Source organism: Shewanella xiamenensis (assembly GCF_024971755.1).
Lineage (GTDB): Bacteria > Pseudomonadota > Gammaproteobacteria > Enterobacterales > Shewanellaceae > Shewanella > Shewanella xiamenensis.
Genome location: NZ_CP079718.1, coordinates 2,659,253 through 2,680,340, shown reverse-complemented (window position 1 = coordinate 2,680,340; position 21,088 = coordinate 2,659,253). Strand labels below are relative to the sequence as shown.

The following is a 21,088-nucleotide window of genomic DNA, read 5'->3' as shown; positions in this document are numbered from 1 at the left end:
AATGTCGCCAGACCTATCCTGCGCGAATTGAGAAGGATGTGGCTTAATAGATGAAAACACTGTCAATTTGCACTTTTAAACCCGATAAAATCGGTTGTTAATGGCGAAATTGAGTCCAAGACTTGATTAATATCCGAGCAGAAAAACCGCTCCGCTTCACAAAGTGTTTAAGAATTAATGATAATTGCTGAAATTTCACTCAACCACAAAGACTTAGAATCAGCCAATACTGTGTTTATCCACCATTGTCGTTATAATAGCCGCACTATTCAGCCGCTTTAGGTAATCGCATGCAACAGAATACCAACGTAGACCCACAGGAAATCGCAAAGTTTGAACGTATGGCCGAAACCTGGTGGGATCTCAATGGCGAGTTTAAACCGCTGCATCTATTAAATCCCCTTCGCTTAAACTATATCGATCAAACTGCTGGCGGGATTTTTGGTAAAAAAGTGCTCGACGTCGGTTGCGGCGGTGGCATTTTATCCGAAAGCATGGCGCGCATCGGTGCAGTGGTTGATGGTCTTGATATGGGTGAAGAACCGTTAGAAGTTGCACGCTTGCATGCGCTGGAAACCGGTGTGAGCATCAATTACGTGAAAAACACCGCCGAGGCTCATAGGGAAGATCACCGCGAATACTATGATGTGGTGACCTGCATGGAGATGCTCGAACACGTACCCAATCCCCAATCAGTGATCCAAGCCTGCTGCGATATGGTAAAACCCGGTGGTTTTGTGTTTTTTTCCACGATTAATCGCAATGTTAAATCCTTTGTCGAAACCATTATCGGTGCTGAATATCTACTGAAGATGTTACCGATTGGCACTCATGATCATAATAAGTTTATTAAACCTTCCGAATTGATTGAGTTAGTCGATAACACCGACCTCATCTGTAAAGACGCCCTTGGGATCACTTATAACCCGTTAACAGGGATTTTTAAGTACACATCTAAGGTCGATGTAAACTATATGATTGCAACGCAAAAGGCAGATTAAGATGAGTTTAGCTGAGGTTAAAGGGGTCTTATTCGACCTTGATGGTACCCTTGCCGATACCGCGCCGGATCTGGTTCAGGCCCTTAACCTCAGTTTGTCTGATGTCGGTATTGCAGCAAAACCCTTTGCAGACATGCGTAGCGCCGCCTCCCATGGCAGCTTTGCCTTAGTCGATGCGGCCATTCCAGGCGCAGATGAGGTGCTACGCACCCAAGTCCAGCAAGGACTCCTTGCCCACTATCAAAGGATCAATGGCGACCATTGCCAATTGTTTGAAGGTATTTCCCCACTGCTTGACTGGCTCGAGTTATGCCGCGTGCCATTTGGAGTCATCACCAATAAACCTGCCCGTTTTACTCGTCCCCTGTTACATAAGCTTAAGCTCAGCTCGCGTATGCCGGTAATGATCAGCGGCGATTCGACCCGTTACCCTAAGCCCCATACCGCACCTATGCTATTGGGCGCGCAGCAGTTGCAGTGCAAGCCACAGCAAATCCTTTACTTAGGTGATGCTGAGCGGGATTTACTGGCGGCTCAAGCGGCGGGCATGCTCGGCGGTGTAGCGCTGTGGGGATATTTGGGCGAGGACGATACACCCGATGCATGGCCTGCCTATGCACAGTTTACGACGCCTTCGAATTTACATTCGGCACTAAGCCAAGCGTTAACAAAATAAGCACGAATCAGGATTCGTGCTGATAGCTATTAATAGAATTAACGCTATGGGTCAATCCCCGCGATCGTGATCGCTGCTTATTTTAGCGATCGATCACACTGCGGGATCGGAATAAAAATTCGCCATATCAGACGCACGCTAATCTCAATTTGAGCTACAGGGTTAGTCATTACTAACGCATTTTTTTATCCTCAAGATATCCACAAGATACCCCCTAAATTGAGACTTGCAAATAATAGCAAACCTCACTATCTTGTATCTCAGATTATTTAAAACACCATATCTTGTGTATAGGTAGCAATCAGACACACTAGAAGTTCCCCGCTAAATCGACTATTTTCACCATAGTCAACAGTATTAAGGGTTTTCAGGTTGATTGTTTTACAAGGAAACGTACGGTGACTTAGTTCACCTGAACAGATATCAGAACCAAGGCCTCTCTTCAATGAATAGCAATATGACAGTTACAAAACGCTGTGGTGCACGTGAGACAATTGATCTCGACAAAATACACCGCGTAATTACTTGGGCAGCCAAGGGATTAAAAAACGTTTCTGTTTCTGAAGTTGAACTTCGCACGCATTTACAGTTTTTCGATGGGATCCCAACCGAAGCTATCCACGAAACGATCATCAAATCTGCGGCGGATTTAATTTCCCCTGAGTCACCCGATTATCAGTTTCTGGCTGCGCGTTTAGCCGTATTCCATTTGCGTAAGAAGGCTTTTGGTCAGTTCGAGCCGCCCAAGTTATATGACCATGTCACTAAGCTGGTAGAGCTGGGTAAGTATGATATGCATATTCTGCAGGATTACACCCGCGAAGAACTCGATATTATGGATGCTTATATCGACCATTGGCGCGATATGAACTTCTCCTACGCAGCCGTTAAACAGCTTGAAGGTAAATATCTGGTTCAAAACCGCGTCACCCACGAGATTTATGAGAGCGCCCAGTTCCTCTATATTCTGGTGGCGGCCTGTTTGTTTGCCCGCTATCCAAAGGCAACGCGTCTGCAATACGTCAAAGATTTTTACGATGCGGTATCGACTTTTAAGATTTCACTGCCAACGCCTATCATGGCGGGAGTGCGTACGCCGACTCGTCAGTTTAGCTCATGCGTACTGATTGAATGTGGCGATAGCTTGGATTCAATCAACGCGACAGCATCATCTATCGTAAAATACGTGAGCCAACGCGCTGGTATCGGTATCAACGCTGGTCGTATCCGTGCATTAGGAAGCCCAATCCGTGGTGGCGAAGCCTTCCACACGGGTTGCTTACCTTTCTACAAGTATTTCCAAACTGCGGTGAAATCGTGCTCGCAAGGCGGCGTGCGCGGCGGTGCAGCTACCCTCTTCTATCCTATTTGGCACTTAGAAGTTGAATCGCTGCTAGTACTGAAAAATAACCGTGGCGTTGAAGATAACCGTATCCGCCACTTAGACTACGGCGTGCAGCTCAACAAACTGATGTACCAACGTCTGATCAAAGGCGAAAATATCAGCCTGTTCAGCCCATCGGACGTACCCGGTCTTTACGATGCCTTCTTTGAAGATCAAGCCGAATTTGAGCGTTTATATCTGCAATATGAGCAAGACAGCAGCATTCGCAAAAAGACATTAAAAGCGGTGGATCTGTTCTCACTGATGATGCAAGAACGTGCTTCAACGGGCCGTATCTACATTCAAAACGTGGATCACTGTAACACCCACAGTCCATTTGACTCAAAAGTTGCACCGATCAGACAGTCTAACCTCTGCCTTGAAATCGCGCTGCCGACTAAGCCATTGAATAACATTGACGATCCAAACGGCGAAATCGCCCTTTGTACACTGTCGGCATTAAACCTGGGGACAATTACCGATTTAGCGGAACTGGAGCCATTAGCTGATTTAGCCGTGCGAGCCTTAGATAACCTGCTGGATTACCAAGATTATCCAATCAAAGCGGCGCAAATTTCGTCGATGAACCGTCGTACCTTAGGGATTGGTGTTATCAACTTCGCTAACTATTTAGCGAAGAATGGTATGAAGTACTCCGATGGTAGCGCGAACAATCTGACTCACAAGACCTTTGAAGCGATTCAGTTTTATCTGCTCAAAGCGTCAATGAATCTGGCGAAAGAAAAAGGTGCGTGCCCATTATTTAATGAGACCACTTACGCTCAAGGTATTTTACCTATCGATACCTACAAACGTGACCTAGATAAGATTTGCAGTGAGCCATTGCATTTAGACTGGGAAACACTACGTCAAGATATCAAAGAATACGGTTTACGTAACTCGACATTGTCTGCACTGATGCCGTCTGAGACTTCATCACAGATCTCAAACGCCACCAACGGTATCGAACCGCCACGCGGCTTGATCAGTGTGAAAGCCAGTAAAGATGGCCAGTTAAAACAAGTAGTGCCTGATTTCGATGAGCTGAAATACAACTACGAGCTGTTATGGCAAATGCCAAGCAACGAAGGTTACTTACAGCTTGTGGGTATCATGCAAAAGTTCGTTGACCAAGCGATTTCGGCCAACACAAACTATGATCCAGCGCGTTTTGAGGGCCGTAAAGTCCCAATGCAGACCCTGCTAAAAGACTTACTCAATGCCTACAAGTTAGGTGTAAAAACGCTGTACTACCATAACACTCGCGATGGTGCATCGGATCAACACGATGACATTACCAACATAGAGAAAGAAGATGACGGCTGTGCTGGCGGCGCTTGCAAAATCTAATCTTCAATGTTAACGGTTGCGGGATCCCAATGGGATCCCGACTTATTGGAATACTCGTACCATGACCTACTCTACTTTTTGCCAAACACCCAACGATGCCACCCGTGAACCCATGTTTTTCGGACAATCGGTAAACGTCGCACGTTATGACCAACAAAAATATGAAGTGTTTGAAAAACTAATTGAAAAGCAGCTGTCTTTCTTCTGGCGCCCAGAGGAAGTCGATGTGAGCCGCGATAAAATCGACTACAACTCACTACCCGATCATGAAAAGCATATTTTTATTTCGAACCTGAAATACCAAACGCTGCTCGATTCAATTCAAGGTCGCTCGCCTAACGTAGCTTTTTTGCCATTGGTGTCACTGCCTGAGTTAGAAACCTGGATTGAAACCTGGTCATTCTCCGAGACCATTCATTCGCGCTCATACACTCACATTATTCGCAATATCGTCAACGATCCTTCAGTGATTTTTGACGATATCGTGGTGAACCATGAGATCCTGCGCCGTGCCACAGACATTGCAGAGTTCTACGATCACCTCATCAAATTAACCCAGACATATCATTTACTCGGTGAAGGCACCCATGTGATTGATGGTGAGCCTTTAGAGGTAAATACCCGCACCCTGAAAAAAGCGCTGTACCTGTGCATGATGTCAGTTAACGCGCTCGAAGCCATTCGCTTCTACGTGAGCTTTGCCTGCTCATTTGCCTTCGCTGAGCGTAAACTTATGGAAGGTAACGCGAAAATTATTCGTCTTATCGCCCGTGACGAGGCGCTGCACTTAAACAGCACTCAGCATATCTTAACCATTATGCAGGGCGGCAAAGACGATCCTGAGATGGCCGAGATTGCCGCAGAATGCCAACAGGAAGCCTATAACCTGTTCCTAAAAGCCGCCGAACAAGAAAAAGAATGGGCAAAATACCTGTTCAAAGACGGCTCAATGATCGGTCTAAACGAGCAGATCCTCTGCCAATATGTTGAGTACATTACTAACCAACGGATGAAGTCAGTTAACCTGCCGCTACCTTACGCAGAACAAACTAACCCACTGCCATGGATGAAAAACTGGCTAGAGAGTGACGCAGTGCAAGTGGCCCCACAAGAAGTGGAAGTGTCATCCTATCTGGTTGGCCAAATCGATGCAGCCGTCGACAGTGATGAATTTCTTGATTTCGATCTCTAATCACTTTTGATTGTGAAATGACTAGATTACGAAATGACTAAGTCGAACCAGCTAAAGAGCCATCCATTGAATAATCCCTTTGCCAAGGCGCCCATTGTGCGCCTGCAAGGGCAACCTGTGCTGCTATTTACCCCGCAGCACGGCTCTTTACTGCAAGCTCTTGAGGCCAAAAAAGTCAGAATTTTCTCTGAATGTCGTAGTGGCTTTTGTGGTGCCTGTAAAACAAAAGTGCTTAGTGGTCGTGTCAGCTATTTAACCGAGCCTCTAGCCGATCTCAATGCCGACGAATGTCTGCCCTGCTGCTGTATACCCAGCGAAGATTTAGAACTCGACTTATCGCCCGAAGGCGCTGCCGTGGTGACCTATTCTTGCCACACCCGCGCTCAGTCTACATCTACACGTAAAACCGCCAACCTCAAAGCCGTGCCACAGCAAGAAGTGGTCGAAGACTAGCAGAGTCGTCTACTATTGGTTGTTATTGACAAACATCCTCCTGCATAACACCTACTGATTAGCAAAAAACAACATCTTTACAGCTTCCCAAACGCTTTATCGCTCACCCTTGTTAGCTTGCCAAAAGATCATTATGTTATTGCTTTCCACTTATTTTTACTTTGTATTAGGTGGACCAGTTTATGCCAAGGAGAGCTATGGATAAGTTAATCGCAATCAGCTTGCTGCTTGTGTCAATGAGTGCATTTTCGAGTGAAGATAACCTCGTTGCCGAAATGAAAGACATGGATAGTAAGGTATTTGATTCATTTAATCGTTGTGCCGATGAGCAACAACTCAAGCTGCACGAAAGTTACTTTGCAGATAAGGTCGAGTTTTACCATGACAACGGTGGTGTCACTTGGGATCGCAAGTCGATGATCAACAACACTAAAAACTATGCCTGTGGTAAATACACCCGCTCACTGGTTGAAGAGAGCTTTCAAGCCTATCCCATCAAGGACTTTGGCGCGATAACAGAGGGTGTACATAAATTTTGCAGCCAAGAAACTGGCAGTTGTGACGGCAAAGCCAAATTTTTAATGGTCTGGCAACACACCAATGGCCAATGGCAAGTCACTAGAGTCGTCAGTTATGGGCATTTACCCAACTAAGCAAATGGCCCACTCATATAGATAAGCGCTTATCTTCATATCAATCAACAAAAAAGCCTGAGTCTGACTCAGGCATTTTTTAGGATAAACCGCTTAAAAACTACAGCCGCATAGCAAGCTCAGCGCCTTGACGAATGGCGCGTTTTGCATCGAGCTCGGCGGCCACATCGACACCGCCAATCAAGTGCACAGGAATGCCCGTTGCTTTCATCTCATCGACTAAGGTGCGGTTAGATTCTTGTCCGGCGCAGAGGATAACATTATCCACGGCCAATACTTCGGTTTGCTCACCAACGCGGATATGCAGGCCCGCATCATCAAACTTTTCATAGTTGACGCCGGTTTTCATTTTCACATTGTGCTGTTTTAACACTAAACGGTGGATCCAACCGGTGGTTTTACCTAAACCTTGGCCCATCTTAGAAGTCTTGCGTTGTAACAGATAGACTTGTCTATGATCGCTATTATCGACTTCAGGCTCGGCTAACCCGCCCGCATGCTGATATTGCTTGTCTATACCCCACTGCTTTAACCATTTTTCAGGATTGAGGGTGCTAGACTCAGATTCGCAGAGGTAATGCGCCATATCAAAGCCAATACCGCCAGCACCAATCAGCGCGACTTTGTCACCAATCGCAGTTTGGCCCGTCAGTACCTGCTGATAATCGACCACTTTGGGGCTATCAAATCCTGGCAAGCTCAACTCGCGCGGGACCACGCCGGAAGCAATAACAATTTCATCAAACGTTTCGGTTTCCAGTACCTTAGCATCCAAGCGGGTATTTAAGCGCAGATCAATTTTATACAGTTTAATTTGATTGAGGAAATAACGAATTGTCTCGTTAAACTCTTCTTTTCCTGGGATTTTACGTGCCAGATTAAACTGACCACCCACCTCGGATTTCGCCTCAAAAAGCACGACTTCATGGCCGCGCATCGCTGCATACACAGAGAATGCCATCCCAGCGGGGCCCGCGCCCATCACTGCGATACGCTTCTTTTTATTGGTAGGTAAAAAGTTAATTTCGGTCTCATAACAGGCACGAGGATTGACCAAGCAGGTGGCACGTTTCAGAGAGAAGGTATGATCTAAACAGGCCTGATTACAGCCGATACAGGTATTGATAAGCTCTGGCGTATTGGCCGCCGCTTTATTCACAAACTCAGGATCGGCTAGGAACGGCCTAGCCATAGACACCATATCCGCTTGACCAGAGGCAATAATTTGCTCGCCAATCTCAGGCGTATTAATACGGTTTGTGGCAATCAAGGGCACTGAAACCGACTTCTTAAGTTTTTCGGTCACCCAAGCAAAGGCGCCGCGGGGCACGCTAGTCGCAATGGTTGGCACACGGGCCTCATGCCAGCCAATCCCAGTATTGATAATAGACACTCCCGCATGTTCAAGCCATTTGGCCAGTTGCACAACTTCGTCCCAAGTGGAGCCGTTATCGACTAAGTCGAGCATAGATAAACGGAAAATAATGATGAAGTCTTTGCCCACTTTGGCACGAATGGCATTCACAATCTCTAGCGGAAATTGCGCGCGTTTTTCAAAACTGCCGCCCCACTCATCGGTGCGCGTATTAGTTCGCAAACTGATAAATTGGTTGATCAAATACCCCTCAGAGCCCATCACTTCAACGCCATCGTATCCCGCTCTTTTCGCTAAAGCGGCTGAACTGGCGTAATCCTTAATGGTGGCGCGTACCTGACGGCTTGACATGGCCGAAGGCGTAAAGGGAGTAATCGGCGATTTGATTTTACTCGGTGCCTGCGAAAAAGGATGATAACCATAGCGGCCAGCATGCAGGATTTGCATACAGATTTTACCACCGGCCTCATGCACCGCGTGAGTCACAATGCGGTGCTTGCCCACTTGCCAAGGGAAACTCAGCTGACAAGCATGGGGAGTCAATCGACCACGTAGGTTTGGTGAAATTCCGCCAGTGACGATCAATCCTACGCCGCCTAACGCGCGCTCTTTATAAAACGCTGCCAGTTTCTCAAATCCGCCCTTTTCTTCTTCTAACCCCGTGTGCATGGAGCCCATCAACACACGGTTTTTGAGCTGGGTAAATCCCAGATCTAAGGGTTCTAATAAATGGGGAAACGACATTCAAACATCCTTTTTAAACAAGTGATTTAAATGAGCATACCTTGAGTCAAATGTAAGCTCAACTGTTGCTAACGGGTTAAAAGTTAAAAACCTTTACAATTGTGTTTAGCCAGTGAAGAGATTTTCAGTTAGCATTGGCACATTCGATATGCAAAGGAGTGGCTAATGTCCGCTAACCCATCGTTTTTCAAGAGAATATGCTTATTCATTTGGAACGCCCTTAACGGGATCCGTAAATTCATACTCAACCTGATCTTTTTTGGCCTCCTCGCCATGATTCTGATTGTCATTGGCAGTAGTGAAGATATTCAGGTCGAAGATAATTCGGCACTGGTACTTAATCTTGCGGGATCGATTGTTGATCAAAAACAACAGGTCGACCCGCTTGAAGCCGCACTCAAGCAAGGTAATAACGGCAGCAGCGATGGCGAAATCCTACTGGCGGATATTATCTATGTGATTGATAATGCGGCGCACGATAACAGGATCAGCACTATAGTCTTAGACTTGGCAGAGCTAAAACGTGCGGGGATCAGCAAATTACAATCCATTGGCGACGCCTTAAATCGTTTTAAAGAAAGCGGCAAAAAGGTTGTAGCGATTGGTAACTATTACGAACAAAACCAATATTTTCTTGCCAGTTTTGCCGATACCATCTATCTCAACCCTCAAGGTAGCGTCTCACTTGAGGGATTAAGTATGTATAACCAATACTTCAAATCCGCCCTCGAAAAACTCAAGATAAAAGCACATATTTTCCGTGTTGGGACGTTTAAATCCGCAGTAGAACCTTATATGCGTGACGATATGTCAGATGCGGCCAGAGAGGCTAGCAGCGTCCTACTTGCTGATGTTTGGCAAAGTTACACTCAAACTGTGGCGACAAATCGCCAAATTGATACCAAAGCCTTGGTTTTGGACTCGGCAAACTACCTTGCACAACTCGATAAGGCTGAGGGCGATTCTGCGACTATGGCCCTCAATATGAAATGGGTCGATACCCTAGCGACCGATGAAGATTTCCGCAAAGTTATGCTCGATACCGTGGGTAAAGAAAAGTCGGGTGACAGCTTTAAGCAAGTCAGCTTTTACGACTATTTAACCCTAGTGACACCTCTGCCAAGCTTTGTTGAGCAAGACAGTGTTGGTATTATCGTTGCAAGCGGCACTATTTTAAATGGCAGCCAACCCGCCGGCCAGATTGGTGGCGATAGCACGGCTGAACTCATTCGTAAGGCGCGATTTGATAAACATATTAAAGCACTGGTGTTACGAGTTGACAGCCCTGGCGGTAGCGCCTTTGCCTCGGAGCAAATCCGCCAAGAATTACTCGCCCTCAAAGCGGCGGGTAAACCTGTAGTCGTGAGTATGGGTAGCCTTGCGGCATCGGGCGGTTATTGGATTTCGGCCAGCGCCGATTATATCTTCGCGACACCAACAACACTGACGGGCTCTATCGGCATCTTCGGGATGATCACCACCTTCGAAGATTCACTCGCCAGTTTAGGCATCCATACCGACGGCGTATCAACCTCTGAATGGGCGGGTTTATCAGTGACTCGCACCCTCTCCCCACAAATTGAATCGGTAATCCAGCGCCATATTGAGCGTGGCTACTTAGACTTTATTTCACTGGTGGCTAAGGAACGAAAAATGACCTTAGAACAAGTGGATAACATCGCCCAAGGCCGTGTGTGGAGTGGTAAAAAAGCTCTAGAATTAGGCTTAGTTGACGAACTAGGTGATATAGACCAAGCTGTCGCGAAAGCAGCAAAACTGGCGGATTTAAGCCTGTTCGATACCCGTGTGATTGAGCAAGAACTCACGCCTGAGCAGCGTTTTGTGCAGCAAATGTTTGCTTCAGTGTCGGCTTATTTACCCGCTTCACTCAGCCATTCAACGCTGCTTGAGCAAATGCTGAGCCAATGGACCGGTAGCTTAAAGACTATCGTGGCCTTTAATGACCCTAACCATGTGTATGTATATTGTGACAGCTGTGCGATAAACTAGCGCAGACTCAAGATGAAAGACACAAAAGCCCGATACCTCGGGCTTTTTTATTGGGTTTATGTCAGCAAAATCGTATAATTAGCCCACGTGAAGCTAAGATAACGACAAGAATGACTAAACGCTCCATTTATGTCGCCTACACGGGCGGCACCATAGGCATGCAAAAAACCGATAATGGCTTTGCACCAGTAGCAGGATTTTTGACCCAATGCGTCCAATCCATGCCCGAGTTTTACCATGCTGAAATGCCTGAGTTTGTGATCCACGAGTACTGCCCGCTCATCGACTCATCAAACATGGCACCGACCGACTGGCAAATGATTGCCGATGATATCAAGGCAAATTACGACAAGTACGATGGCTTTGTGATCCTCCACGGCACAGATACCATGGCCTATACCGCATCGGCCTTATCCTTTATGCTTCAAGGTCTGTCAAAGCCTGTTATTGTCACCGGCTCTCAAATTCCTTTAGCACAGCTGAGATCCGACGGTCAAACCAACCTACTCAACTCTTTGTATATCGCCGCCAATTATCCGGTGGCTGAAGTGTGTTTATTCTTTAATAACAAACTGTTCCGCGGCAATCGTTCCACCAAAGCCCATGCCGATGGCTTCGATGCCTTTGCCTCACCAAACTTCCCCTTACTGCTTGAAGCGGGGATTAAAATTAATCTGCGTGCAGGTAAAATTGCCACGCCAAGTGATAAACCGTTGGAAGTGGCGAATATCAGCCCACAGCCCGTCGGTGTAGTGACTCTCTACCCTGGTATTTCGACACAAATTTTTGAGAACATTCTGCAGCAACCCGTTAAGGCACTGATTTTGCTGACCTTTGGCGTGGGCAATGCACCGCAGGATGCGGCATTACTCGATACCCTAAAGCAAGCGGATGAACGGGGGATTGTGTTAGTAAACCTAACTCAGTGTTTCCAAGGCAAAGTGAATATGGGCGGTTACGCTACGGGCAATGCCCTCGCCAAAGCGGGGGTGATCAGTGGTGCAGACATGACCATTGAAGCCGCGCTGGCTAAGTTGCATTATCTGCTGTCGAAAAACTTAAAACCTAGCGAAATTAAAGCTGCCATGTTGCAAAACTTGGTTGGTGAACTCAGCCCCGATTAAGGATCGCAACTTTGCGTATTAAAAAGCCCACATTAGTGGGCTTTTTTACTACGTTGCGTCAACTGAGATTACAGGTCGTCAGCTTTAAACTCGGCTATCGACTCGCCACGGAATTGTTTCTTCAACTCCGCCTTTGACAGCTCATTTAATTTTCCGCCAGCACCTATGGTGAAATGCTCCGTTTGATCTAAGCGGCGCGCCTGATAGAGCATCACCACTTGAAGAGTCGATTCACGCTGGGCTTCGGTCAATACTGTGCCATCTTCCCATTTGCCTAATTCAGCAGCGCTACGCAGCCTTTCATAGACTTCTTCAGGCATTTGGTCGATTACTTGATTAATGTCGGTCATACACTCTTTCGCTTATGTAATACGATTCTAACGCGGGTAATTAAATAGCCCACAAAACCAAAGACAAAACAGATGGCACCAATGGTTGCGCGTACGCCTTCGGCGGGCTCTCCACCCCAAAACCAAATCACCACCCCCGCAATAAACAGCGTCATGGCAACAAAGCTTTGGTTCATTAAGCTGCTGGATTTTTGGATATGACTGATCCGTACGAGCGAGCTATTATCACCATTGGTTTTTGCCTCACAATGCGGGCAAGCTGGCGCTTTGCTCGACATCCGTTTACGGCAGATTGGACATTCGATTAATGCCATAGTCGCACCTATCTTAACTTATCAACCACGGCGAGCATGGCAATCAATGACGCTTCGCCTAAATAAATACTGCGCTCTGGTGACCAACCCACAAAGGGATCCTGCAGGTTGTTGTTGTCTTTAAAAGGCATTTCTAAGGTGTTAGACAAGCAATCGAAGGTTTGCGCCACCCAATTAGACGCCACGGTCAAGTTGGCTTGACCAGGCTCGTCTTTAGCGTACCCAAACTCGGTTTGGAAATCGGCACTGGCCAAGGTTAATGCCTGACTAAAGTCCGCTTGTAGCTGCGCCAATCGCTCATTGTAAGCTGGTACACCCTCACAACCCGCGAGGAAAACATAGGGAAGACCTTCATCACCATGAACATCGTAAAATAAATCCACGCCCGTTTGTTGCATTTTATGCACTACATGGTAAACCTCTGGGCTTCTTTCTAAGCTTGGAGTTTGCCATTCACGATTAAGGTTTACCCCAATCGCATTGGTACGCAGATGGCCTCTTACGCTGCCATCGGGGTTCATATTAGGCACGATGTAGAAGTTTGCTTTATCGAGCAGTGCTTTTGCGGTTGGGCAATCATTATCCAGCAGACGATTCACTAAGCCTTCGACTAACCATTCCGCCATGGTTTCACCGGGATGTTGCCTTGCGGTGATCCAAATATTGCGTTTATCAGGATTGCCATCGCCCACTTTCATCAGGGTAATATCACGTCCATCTAAGGTCAGACCTAAATGCTCAAGATTTACATCGGGATGCAATTGTGCGTTGCTGAGAAGATCTAAATGACGCTCGTAGCTGTAGGGCGCAAAGTAGGCGATTTGAATCGCATCACAATCAAGTTCAAGCTGGATAATGAGTTTGCCATCAATATATTGAGTTGGTACACGGAACCAATGCTGACGATCGTAACTGGCGACTGCGTGGTAATCCTGCCAGCCCTTAGGATAGGAAGCGGTGCCCGCATTGATAATATTTAAGGTGTACTGGTTTCCCACCTCACCTTCGAATCGGAAGTTGAACCATTGATAAAACTCACCGCCCGCATCGGGACGGATAGCCAGTTGAATATCGTCTTTATTATCAAGATTAATGACTTGGATATTTCCGCCATCAAAATTGGCACTGATCCGCATACTGATTCCTACTTAGTTATTCATGTGAGGGTAATGATGCAAAATACGCATCTACTATAATGCCCGTTAGAATAAACCAAATCCGTATCAGGGGAAAATGAAAGCGAGTAAAATTGCCTAAGAAGCCATCAGTCACGCTTTAATTAATCAGTGCCTAGTTTGTTAGCCCCTCACAACTCATCAAGCGGAAAAACTGTATCCTTGACCACGTACCGTATTAATTAATGTCCGCGGTAAACGAGTATTTGCCAGTTTGCGCCTTGTATTACTGATATGCATATCCAAGTTACGATCAAACCGCCCTAAGTCCTTCTGCAAAACTGACTTTTGCAGCTCTTGCTTAGTGATCACTTGCCCTTTTCGTTCAAACAGGTACTTAAATAACCTAAACTCAGTTTGGGTTAACTCCACGGCATGCTTGTCGATGGTTATCCTGTAGGCGGTTTCGTCAAACTTAATCGATTGAATGGCGGCGGTTTGATCTATCGCCATTAGTGGCTTATGCCGCTGCACTAACCGTCGCTCAATCGCCTGCAAACGTACCAATAACTCTTTAATACTAAAGGGTTTAGCTAAGAAGTCATCCGCCCCGAGTTCATAGCTTCTGATCCTGTCTTCTTCATTATCGCGGGCTGACAACATCATTATCGGCGTCAGACAATTCCTTGCTTGTAAAAGCTCAAAACCATCCATTTGCGGCATCACCAGATCGAGCATAACAATCTCGGGCGCAAAGGAGCGAATGCGTGAAAGCCCATCAACACCGTTAACGGCACATTCAACCTCATGTCCTTGTGCTCGGAGCACATCAGTTAACCACAATCGGAATAATGGATCATCATCGACTAACAGTATTCTACTCATCTCAAAACACCAAACGATAATCAATATCATTTATGTTACCATGCCTAGATGTTTGGCTCTAGTATAAGAAGAAGATTAAAAATCAGTATTTACTTAATTGTGATCAAGTTAGCAGCGATAGATAACGCTTGTAACCTTTTGCACCAAAGTAAAGAATCCACCTTCTAAAGAAGGTGGCTTTGTTTTAACCCCCTAAAAGGGGGCCTTTATTCAAGAGCAAGTTGACCCTGCTCTTGCCGCTCTACTTTCTCTTGATGCCTAACGTATCTACGGATTATTTCCTCGTTAATTCCAATCGAATCGACGAAGTATCCTCTCTGCCAAAAATGATTTCCCCAAAGTTTATTCTTACGTAGGTAAGGAAATTTACTGAATATTTTCAAAGCTATCTTACCTTTTAACGCCCCCATTAAATTCGATATAGATATCTTCGGAGGTACCTTCACCACTAAATGAACATGGTCAACTTGAACATTTAGCTCCATGACTATGCATCCCATTTGATGGCAATAAACCTGAATGCATCGATAAACCTCTTTTCCGACATTACCTTTCAATATCCGAAAGCGGTACTTTGGTGTCCAGACTATATGATATTGACATCGCCAGAACACATGCGATGCTTGCTCGTATCTACTCATGTTATTTGCCTCTTTTGACTTCGCTAAAAATCAAAGATGCATTTAACATGGGTAGGTATACAGGCAAAGCCTCAAATGATGATAACCACCTACTGAAGTAGGTGGTTTTGGGCTAAAAACAAAAAAGCGCCCGAAGGCGCTTTTTAGAGTGGGTTCAAATTAAAATTAGAACTTAACAGTCACACCGCCGTAAATGGTACGGCCGATAGTGTCGTAAACTTCTGGAACAGTACCACCATCACTACCGTTAGATACAGTCAATGGTTTTTCATCGGTAAAGTTCTTCACACCTAAGCTAACTGCAGTGCTGTCGTTAACGTGATAGGTACCAGAAATGTTATGATAAACGATATCACCCACTTTGTTACCACCTTCAAGATCACGCATATCACCAATGTAACGGTTGAAGTACATGACACTCCAATCGTCTTGACCAGCACTGATGCTGAAGTTGTTACGTACGCGAGAGTATGCACCGAAGTTACCGTCAATAGTGCCAGTGTAATCAACACCGTCCTGCTCGAATTGCACTAAGTAGGTTGTATCGTTGCTTACTTTCCAATCTAAACCAATTAACTCAAAGCTATAGGCTAAGTTAAAGTCAATACCGCTTGTATCTTGAGAGCCTACGTTTGTCAGCGCATTTGACAGATTGGTTAAATCGCCACCGGCACCAATATTAAACTTGTCACAAGCTGCTGTATCTCCCGCGAAACACGCATCTAAACCGTCTTGAGTATTAGCGCGAGCAATTGCATCACTTACCTTGAAACGCCAGTAGTCTAATGTCACAGACATACCGTCGATATAGCTAGGAGAGTACACTAAACCAGCAGTATATGACTCTGACTCTTCTGGCTTCAGGTTTGGATCTGAAGTACGGTTTACAAGGATCTGTGCATCCTTAATATTACCCCATGGATCCGTTAAGTAATCAAATGAACCAGAGTTACCACCATACAATTCTGCAACGCTTGGTGCACGGAAGCCCGTAGCAGCCACAGTACGAACCATCAATTCATCAGTCGCAGTGTAAGTTAAACCAACTTTCCAAGTAGTCGCTTTACCGAAGGTTGAGTAATCGTCTAAACGCAGCGCGAATTCACCTGTCAGTTTTTCCGTAAATGGTACGCTCACTTCTTGGAAGAAAGATACTACGTTGTAGTTACCGTTAGTTGGGTCTTGCTGAGCTGAAGTACTTTCACCAGCGATAACCACTTCGTCTGGCGTGTAGAAACCACTTTCACGACGGTACTCAGCACCGATAGCGAAACCTACAGCACCTGCACTCAAGTCGAATAACTCACCGTTTAAGCCAGCAGATAGCGTTTGTTGCTCGTTACCCCCTTTAGCTTCTTCAGTGTAGCTAATCGCGTCAATCATTTGCTGAGTTAATGGAGCACCACTGAACCATGCAGCTTGATTTGCCAGCACTGAAGCTTTCATATCAGAACCGTTGATTGAGTTTTCTACTGCGGTTTTAGCTTGGTTCTTACCATAGGTGTAAGTCACATCCCAGTTCATACCAGTATGTACATCTAGAGTACCCGCTAAACCACCAGATAAACGCCAAGTATCAGTATCTTGAGTGTAAATACGTGGACCAACGTCATTAGTACGGCGACGGTAACTAACTTGATCATCTTTATTTGCAGTGATACCACCGGCGATCATTGCTTGATCAAGGGTTAAACAATCCTTTTGACCTGCCGTTTTACAAACATCTAAGAAAACTTCAGCAGGTTGTGCGGCCATTTGCTGATTAGATCGACGGTTAGTGTAGATAGCGTCAGCAGTTAATACCACATCATTACCTAACTCTTGGGTCATGTTTGCAAATAAACTACGACGCTCATTTGGAGTTTGATAGTAACTATCTTGTGTAAAATCATAACCATAAGTACGGTCAACCCAGTTGCCATTTGCATCTTGAACTTTACCGCCTAAGGTGCCTGTTGGGATATAAGAACTTGCACCTGGCTCAGTCCAATCGCGGTCACCTTGGATTACACCACGACGGTCTGCATATGCTGCACCAAATGTATAGTTACCACCATCGGTGTTAAAGCCATACAGTGCGCTCACATCACCGTTTTCGCCGTCACCCTTGTCGGTGCCGCTACCGTTGAAGTCTAATTGGAAACCTTCAAAATCTTTTTTGGTGATGATGTTCACTACACCAGCAATCGCATCAGAACCGTATACCGCTGAAGCACCGTCTTTCAGGATTTCAACGCGAGCGATCATCGCAACAGGGATAGAGTTTAAATCCACAGAACTGTTAGCGCCTGAACCTGAGTTCACCATGCGACGGCCATTTAATAGTACGAGAGTACGTTGCGAGCCCATACCACGTAAGTCAACTTGGGCAACACCATCAGCACCGTTGTTAGTGGTTGAACCTACCGCAGCACCTGCCATTGAGGTTTGTACTTGTAGCATTTGGTCTACAGAGGTAAAGCCTTCGGCTTTGATTGCAGCAGCATCAATAACGGTAACAGGAGAAGCTGTTTCCATATCTTGACGTTGAATACGTGAACCCGTGACTTCAATACGCTCGACTTTTGCAGTCTCTTCAGCTGCAAATGCGCTTGATACCACGAAGGTACCAGCAGCAATTGAGCTAACGACAGCTAAATTGATAGCCGACGCAACTTTGGTTCTTTTAATCATGAATGAATGCTCCCTAGATCTTACTATTATTTTTATGCTTACAGTATGTACAACTATTGCTGTACGACTGTTGCGCTTGATACTGAGGATTCACTTTCATTCAGTCAACGTTCATTTTTTTAACTTTAAAAATCAAAATGTTTAATTTATTTAGTTACTTTGTTTTTTATTTGTTTCAAAAAGATCGTGCGCACTTTCTTTTAGATTTATTCAGCATAAAACACCAGCATAACCGATATAAAACAGGCACAAAAACTGTTACCAACGCAACATTTTAAAAACATTTAAACACTTCAAAAGTGTGACACACATCACACTTTACCAAAGGTAAACCGTCTTGCGCACAGAATAATGTATCGATTAATTATGAGAAAATATGCATATTAGCAATCTTTGCAATACTAAGAATTGAGAAAACATAAGTGGTTTTGGTGAGTTAGTAGATACAAAATGAATAATATGTGGTTTTTATGCAAACCCAGGAAAATTTAAACATAAACGCAACAATTGGTTGTCAATTTAAAAATTGAGAACTAATTTGCTATTGGGTCAATCGTTAAGGGACAAAAATGCATTAAGATAACGAAAATACGAAGAAGATAGATGATATACGATCAAACAACACTCAATAACGCAGCACTTAAATTACTAGCAGAGATTACGTAAAAAGCTAATAAAAACAATAAGGATTAAATTAAATCCAGCTTTCATCTATTTCTATTCAAAAAATATAAAAGCGACCTAAGTCGCTTTTATATTAAGCAATAGATAACACTATTTAGCGATCACTCTGGTTTTATCATTCCAAAGTGTAAATACGCTCTGGCCGTTGCGATCCTGCCACGGGGAGTGCGTTGGATAAAACCTTGTTGAATAAGGAAAGGTTCGAGCACATCTTCAATGGTTTCGCGCTCCTCACCAATTGCTGCCGCAAGGTTATCAAGGCCCACTGGGCCGCCCATAAACTTATCGATAATCGCGAGCAACAATTTGCGGTCCATATAATCGAAGCCTTCGCCATCGACATCGAGTAAATTGAGCGCCAGCTCAGCAACATGTTGAGTCACAGCACCATCGTGTTGCACTTCAGCATAATCACGCACCCGCCGGAGTAATCGATTGGCAATCCTTGGTGTACCGCGCGAACGTTTGGCAATTTCAGTTGCGCCCTCACTATCAATGGCTAATCCCATCACTTGGGCAGAACGGGTCACAATGGTGCTTAAATCTTTGACATTATAAAACTCAAGTCGCAATGGAATGCCAAAACGCGCCCTTAGCGGAGAGGTTAAGGCCCCCGCCCGCGTGGTCGCGCCGACTAAAGTAAAAGGTGGTAAATCGAGCTTAATGGAACGCGCCGCAGGTCCTTCACCTATCATGATATCCAGTTGATAGTCTTCCATCGCCGGATACAAGATCTCCTCAACCACTGGACTTAATCGATGGATTTCATCGATGAAGAGTACATCACCTGCTTCGAGGTTAGTCAGCAGCGCCGCTAAATCCCCGGCTTTTTCCAGCACGGGACCCGAGGTCGATTTGATATTCACGCCCATTTCATTGGCAACAATCATCGCCAAGGTGGTTTTACCTAAACCTGGCGGACCGTATATCAACATATGATCTAAGGCTTCTTCGCGATTCTTGGCCGCTTGAATGAATACCTTTAATTGAGCGCGCGTATCATCCTGCCCAGTGTATTCATCGAGCAATTTAGGGCGCATTGCCCTATCGATAACATCATCTTGACCTTGCAGCTGTGGCTGTATCAGTCTATCTGCTTCAATCATTTACCTATTCCTGTTACCGCATTGCATTCTTGACATACGGCACTTGCTATTTTGCTGCAGTTGCAGCCTGCTTGGCTGCAAAAATCGCGCACCGCAATAAACTGCCTCAATCAAAACCATGCATTAGAGCATCGATTTTAACGCGGCCTTAATTAAGGTCTCACTGTCCATGCCTTCTTTAAAGGCTGCTGAAACCGCTTTGCTCGCCTGTGGCGGTTTATAGCCGAGGGAGATCAACGCTGAAATGGCATCCTCTTCAGCACTGTTGACCATAGGTGCAGGTGAATAATTCGACTGCAGTACAAACTCACGCTCGGAGCCCTCTGACGCCTCCATCAGAGTCTTGAGTTTATCGCGCATTTCTACCAATAACCGCTCGGCGGTCTTTTTACCAACACCGGGTAATTTTACCAGTGTCACTATATCATCGCGCTCAACACAGCCCACAAATTCACTGGCCGTCATGCCAGAAAGAATTGTTAATGCGAGTTTTGGGCCAACACCGTTAGCCTTAATCAATAAGCGAAACAGTGAACGCTCTTGTTTGGTGATAAAACCATACAGCAGCTGGGCATCTTCACGCACCACAAAATGGGTATAAACCGTGGTCGGTTGATTGAGCTCTGGGAGCTCATAAAAGCTGGTCAGCGGCATTTGTAATTCGTAACCGACCCCATTCACATCAATCAACACCTCTGGCGCTTGTTTTTCAATTAATACGCCACGTAAACGACCTATCATCTGTACCGTCCATATGTTCTCGTTGTCGCTCGGCCGCTTAAGGCAACCAAACTTTGATTGGTGTGATAATGACATACTGCAACGCCAAGCGCATCCGCGGCGTCTGCCTGTGGTGCAGCTGGGAGCTTTAGCAATTGCTGGATCATATGTTGAACCTGCTCTTTCTTGGCACGTCCCGTCCCTACCACCGCATTTTTTATCTGTGTTGCGCTGTATTCTGCAACAGGTAAATTCGCCACGGTTGCTGCGACAATTGCTGCGCCACGGGCTTGACCCAATTTCAAGGCTGAGTCGGCATTTTTAGCCAAAAATACCCGCTCAATCGCAAACTCATCGGGTTGATATTGGCGAATAATTTCACTGATCCCATCAAAGATCTGCTTTAATCTTAACGGCAAATCATCACCCGAGGTACGAATGCAGCCACTGCCTAAATAAAGTTGCTGTCGCCCTTGGCATTGGATAACACCGTAACCTGTGATCCGCGAACCTGGGTCTACACCTAAAATAATTGCCATTGTTTCCTTATGCGTGCGCCTTACGTAAATCGGTCGATTTGCGTCTTAACAGCGCCTCAACCAAATCATGACTGATTAAAGAACCATTAAAGAACCACT

Annotated in this window: 18 protein-coding genes; 8 read left to right on the top strand and 10 right to left on the bottom strand. The window is 45.5% G+C overall.

Annotated features, from left to right (window positions below):
• Positions 1 to 290 precede the first annotated feature (290 nt).
• From ubiG to KXJ80_RS12975, 6 genes are all read left to right on the top strand, one after another.
• Positions 291 to 1,001, top strand: coding sequence for a bifunctional 2-polyprenyl-6-hydroxyphenol methylase/3-demethylubiquinol 3-O-methyltransferase UbiG (ubiG, locus tag KXJ80_RS13000; RefSeq protein WP_037418885.1), 711 nt, complete (start codon positions 291 to 293; stop codon positions 999 to 1,001).
• 1 nt (position 1,002) lies between these two features.
• On the top strand, positions 1,003 to 1,677 hold the full coding sequence (locus tag KXJ80_RS12995) for an HAD family hydrolase (RefSeq protein ID WP_055648352.1): 675 nt from the start codon (positions 1,003 to 1,005) through the stop codon (positions 1,675 to 1,677).
• Positions 1,678 to 2,122: 445 nt separating this feature from the next.
• Complete coding sequence (gene nrdA / locus KXJ80_RS12990) at positions 2,123 to 4,411, top strand: class 1a ribonucleoside-diphosphate reductase subunit alpha (RefSeq protein WP_218738499.1); 2,289 nt, start codon at positions 2,123 to 2,125, stop codon at positions 4,409 to 4,411.
• Between the two features lie 61 nt (positions 4,412 to 4,472).
• A complete protein-coding gene (gene nrdB / locus KXJ80_RS12985; RefSeq protein ID WP_037418877.1) occupies positions 4,473 to 5,603 on the top strand; it encodes a class Ia ribonucleoside-diphosphate reductase subunit beta in 1,131 nt (376 codons plus the stop codon).
• 33 nt (positions 5,604 to 5,636) lie between these two features.
• Positions 5,637 to 6,056 (top strand): class I ribonucleotide reductase maintenance protein YfaE, encoded by a 420-nt coding sequence (gene yfaE, locus KXJ80_RS12980; RefSeq protein WP_037428098.1) that lies wholly within the window; start codon positions 5,637 to 5,639, stop codon positions 6,054 to 6,056.
• 197 nt (positions 6,057 to 6,253) lie between these two features.
• Entirely contained in the window at positions 6,254 to 6,709 is a 456-nt protein-coding gene (locus KXJ80_RS12975; protein WP_256931102.1) for a nuclear transport factor 2 family protein, read from the top strand.
• 100 nt (positions 6,710 to 6,809) lie between these two features.
• Here the strand turns inward: KXJ80_RS12975 and KXJ80_RS12970 are convergent, their stop codons facing one another.
• Positions 6,810 to 8,828: an oxidoreductase gene (locus tag KXJ80_RS12970; RefSeq protein ID WP_218738501.1), complete on the bottom strand. Its 2,019-nt coding sequence runs from the start codon at positions 8,826 to 8,828 to the stop codon at positions 6,810 to 6,812.
• 165 nt (positions 8,829 to 8,993) lie between these two features.
• Between KXJ80_RS12970 and sppA the strand changes: the two genes are divergently transcribed.
• Entirely contained in the window at positions 8,994 to 10,838 is a 1,845-nt protein-coding gene (sppA, locus tag KXJ80_RS12965) for a signal peptide peptidase SppA (protein ID WP_218738502.1), read from the top strand.
• Positions 10,839 to 10,948: 110 nt separating this feature from the next.
• Complete coding sequence (gene ansA / locus KXJ80_RS12960; RefSeq protein ID WP_218738503.1) at positions 10,949 to 11,962, top strand: asparaginase; 1,014 nt, start codon at positions 10,949 to 10,951, stop codon at positions 11,960 to 11,962.
• A gap of 68 nt (positions 11,963 to 12,030) precedes the next feature.
• On the opposite strand, the gene KXJ80_RS12955 is transcribed toward ansA, so the two are convergent.
• The 9 genes from KXJ80_RS12955 to ruvC all read right to left on the bottom strand — a co-directional run bounded on the left by KXJ80_RS12955 (position 12,031) and on the right by ruvC (position 20,989).
• Positions 12,031 to 12,312, bottom strand: coding sequence for a YeaC family protein (locus KXJ80_RS12955; RefSeq protein WP_037418861.1), 282 nt, complete (start codon positions 12,310 to 12,312; stop codon positions 12,031 to 12,033).
• Positions 12,309 to 12,626, bottom strand: coding sequence for a hypothetical protein (locus tag KXJ80_RS12950; RefSeq protein ID WP_037418858.1), 318 nt, complete (start codon positions 12,624 to 12,626; stop codon positions 12,309 to 12,311). Before KXJ80_RS12950 ends, KXJ80_RS12955 begins: the two co-directional genes overlap by 4 nt.
• Before the next feature lie 8 nt (positions 12,627 to 12,634).
• Entirely contained in the window at positions 12,635 to 13,762 is a 1,128-nt protein-coding gene (locus tag KXJ80_RS12945) for a M14 family metallopeptidase (RefSeq protein WP_047540009.1), read from the bottom strand.
• A gap of 180 nt (positions 13,763 to 13,942) precedes the next feature.
• On the bottom strand, positions 13,943 to 14,626 hold the full coding sequence (ssoR, locus tag KXJ80_RS12940; protein ID WP_218738504.1) for a response regulator transcription factor SsoR: 684 nt from the start codon (positions 14,624 to 14,626) through the stop codon (positions 13,943 to 13,945).
• 206 nt (positions 14,627 to 14,832) lie between these two features.
• A complete protein-coding gene (tnpA, locus tag KXJ80_RS12935; RefSeq protein ID WP_039978090.1) occupies positions 14,833 to 15,267 on the bottom strand; it encodes an IS200/IS605-like element ISShes8 family transposase in 435 nt (144 codons plus the stop codon).
• A gap of 165 nt (positions 15,268 to 15,432) precedes the next feature.
• Positions 15,433 to 17,940, bottom strand: coding sequence for a TonB-dependent receptor (locus KXJ80_RS12930; RefSeq protein ID WP_055648357.1), 2,508 nt, complete (start codon positions 17,938 to 17,940; stop codon positions 15,433 to 15,435).
• Between the two features lie 785 nt (positions 17,941 to 18,725).
• Positions 18,726 to 19,730, bottom strand: a complete 1,005-nt coding sequence (gene ruvB / locus KXJ80_RS12925; protein WP_037418848.1) for a Holliday junction branch migration DNA helicase RuvB — start codon at positions 19,728 to 19,730, stop codon at positions 18,726 to 18,728.
• Between the two features lie 123 nt (positions 19,731 to 19,853).
• The gene (ruvA, locus tag KXJ80_RS12920; protein ID WP_218738505.1) at positions 19,854 to 20,471 is read right to left on the bottom strand and encodes a Holliday junction branch migration protein RuvA; all 618 of its coding nucleotides are present in this window, start codon (positions 20,469 to 20,471) and stop codon (positions 19,854 to 19,856) included.
• Positions 20,468 to 20,989 carry a crossover junction endodeoxyribonuclease RuvC gene (ruvC, locus tag KXJ80_RS12915; RefSeq protein WP_037418845.1) on the bottom strand — a complete coding sequence of 174 codons (522 nt, stop codon included), beginning with the start codon at positions 20,987 to 20,989 and terminating at the stop codon, positions 20,468 to 20,470. Before ruvC ends, ruvA begins: the two co-directional genes overlap by 4 nt.
• Between the last annotated feature and the right edge of the window lie 99 nt (positions 20,990 to 21,088).

Excerpts from the sequence above, each read along its gene's own strand:
- ubiG (WP_037418885.1), top strand. The coding sequence starts at position 291 with ATGCAACAGAATACCAACGTAGACCCACAGGAAATCGCAAAGTTTGAA.
- KXJ80_RS12995 (WP_055648352.1), top strand. The coding sequence starts at position 1,003 with ATGAGTTTAGCTGAGGTTAAAGGGGTCTTATTCGACCTTGATGGTACC.
- nrdA (WP_218738499.1), top strand. The coding sequence starts at position 2,123 with ATGAATAGCAATATGACAGTTACAAAACGCTGTGGTGCACGTGAGACA.
- nrdB (WP_037418877.1), top strand. The coding sequence starts at position 4,473 with ATGACCTACTCTACTTTTTGCCAAACACCCAACGATGCCACCCGTGAA.
- yfaE (WP_037428098.1), top strand. The coding sequence starts at position 5,637 with ATGACTAAGTCGAACCAGCTAAAGAGCCATCCATTGAATAATCCCTTT.
- KXJ80_RS12975 (WP_256931102.1), top strand. The coding sequence starts at position 6,254 with ATGGATAAGTTAATCGCAATCAGCTTGCTGCTTGTGTCAATGAGTGCA.
- KXJ80_RS12970 (WP_218738501.1), bottom strand. The coding sequence starts at position 8,828 with ATGTCGTTTCCCCATTTATTAGAACCCTTAGATCTGGGATTTACCCAG.
- sppA (WP_218738502.1), top strand. The coding sequence starts at position 8,994 with ATGTCCGCTAACCCATCGTTTTTCAAGAGAATATGCTTATTCATTTGG.
- ansA (WP_218738503.1), top strand. The coding sequence starts at position 10,949 with ATGACTAAACGCTCCATTTATGTCGCCTACACGGGCGGCACCATAGGC.
- KXJ80_RS12955 (WP_037418861.1), bottom strand. The coding sequence starts at position 12,312 with ATGACCGACATTAATCAAGTAATCGACCAAATGCCTGAAGAAGTCTAT.
- KXJ80_RS12950 (WP_037418858.1), bottom strand. The coding sequence starts at position 12,626 with ATGGCATTAATCGAATGTCCAATCTGCCGTAAACGGATGTCGAGCAAA.
- KXJ80_RS12945 (WP_047540009.1), bottom strand. The coding sequence starts at position 13,762 with ATGCGGATCAGTGCCAATTTTGATGGCGGAAATATCCAAGTCATTAAT.
- ssoR (WP_218738504.1), bottom strand. The coding sequence starts at position 14,626 with ATGAGTAGAATACTGTTAGTCGATGATGATCCATTATTCCGATTGTGG.
- tnpA (WP_039978090.1), bottom strand. The coding sequence starts at position 15,267 with ATGAGTAGATACGAGCAAGCATCGCATGTGTTCTGGCGATGTCAATAT.
- KXJ80_RS12930 (WP_055648357.1), bottom strand. The coding sequence starts at position 17,940 with ATGATTAAAAGAACCAAAGTTGCGTCGGCTATCAATTTAGCTGTCGTT.
- ruvB (WP_037418848.1), bottom strand. The coding sequence starts at position 19,730 with ATGATTGAAGCAGATAGACTGATACAGCCACAGCTGCAAGGTCAAGAT.
- ruvA (WP_218738505.1), bottom strand. The coding sequence starts at position 20,471 with ATGATAGGTCGTTTACGTGGCGTATTAATTGAAAAACAAGCGCCAGAG.
- ruvC (WP_037418845.1), bottom strand. The coding sequence starts at position 20,989 with ATGGCAATTATTTTAGGTGTAGACCCAGGTTCGCGGATCACAGGTTAC.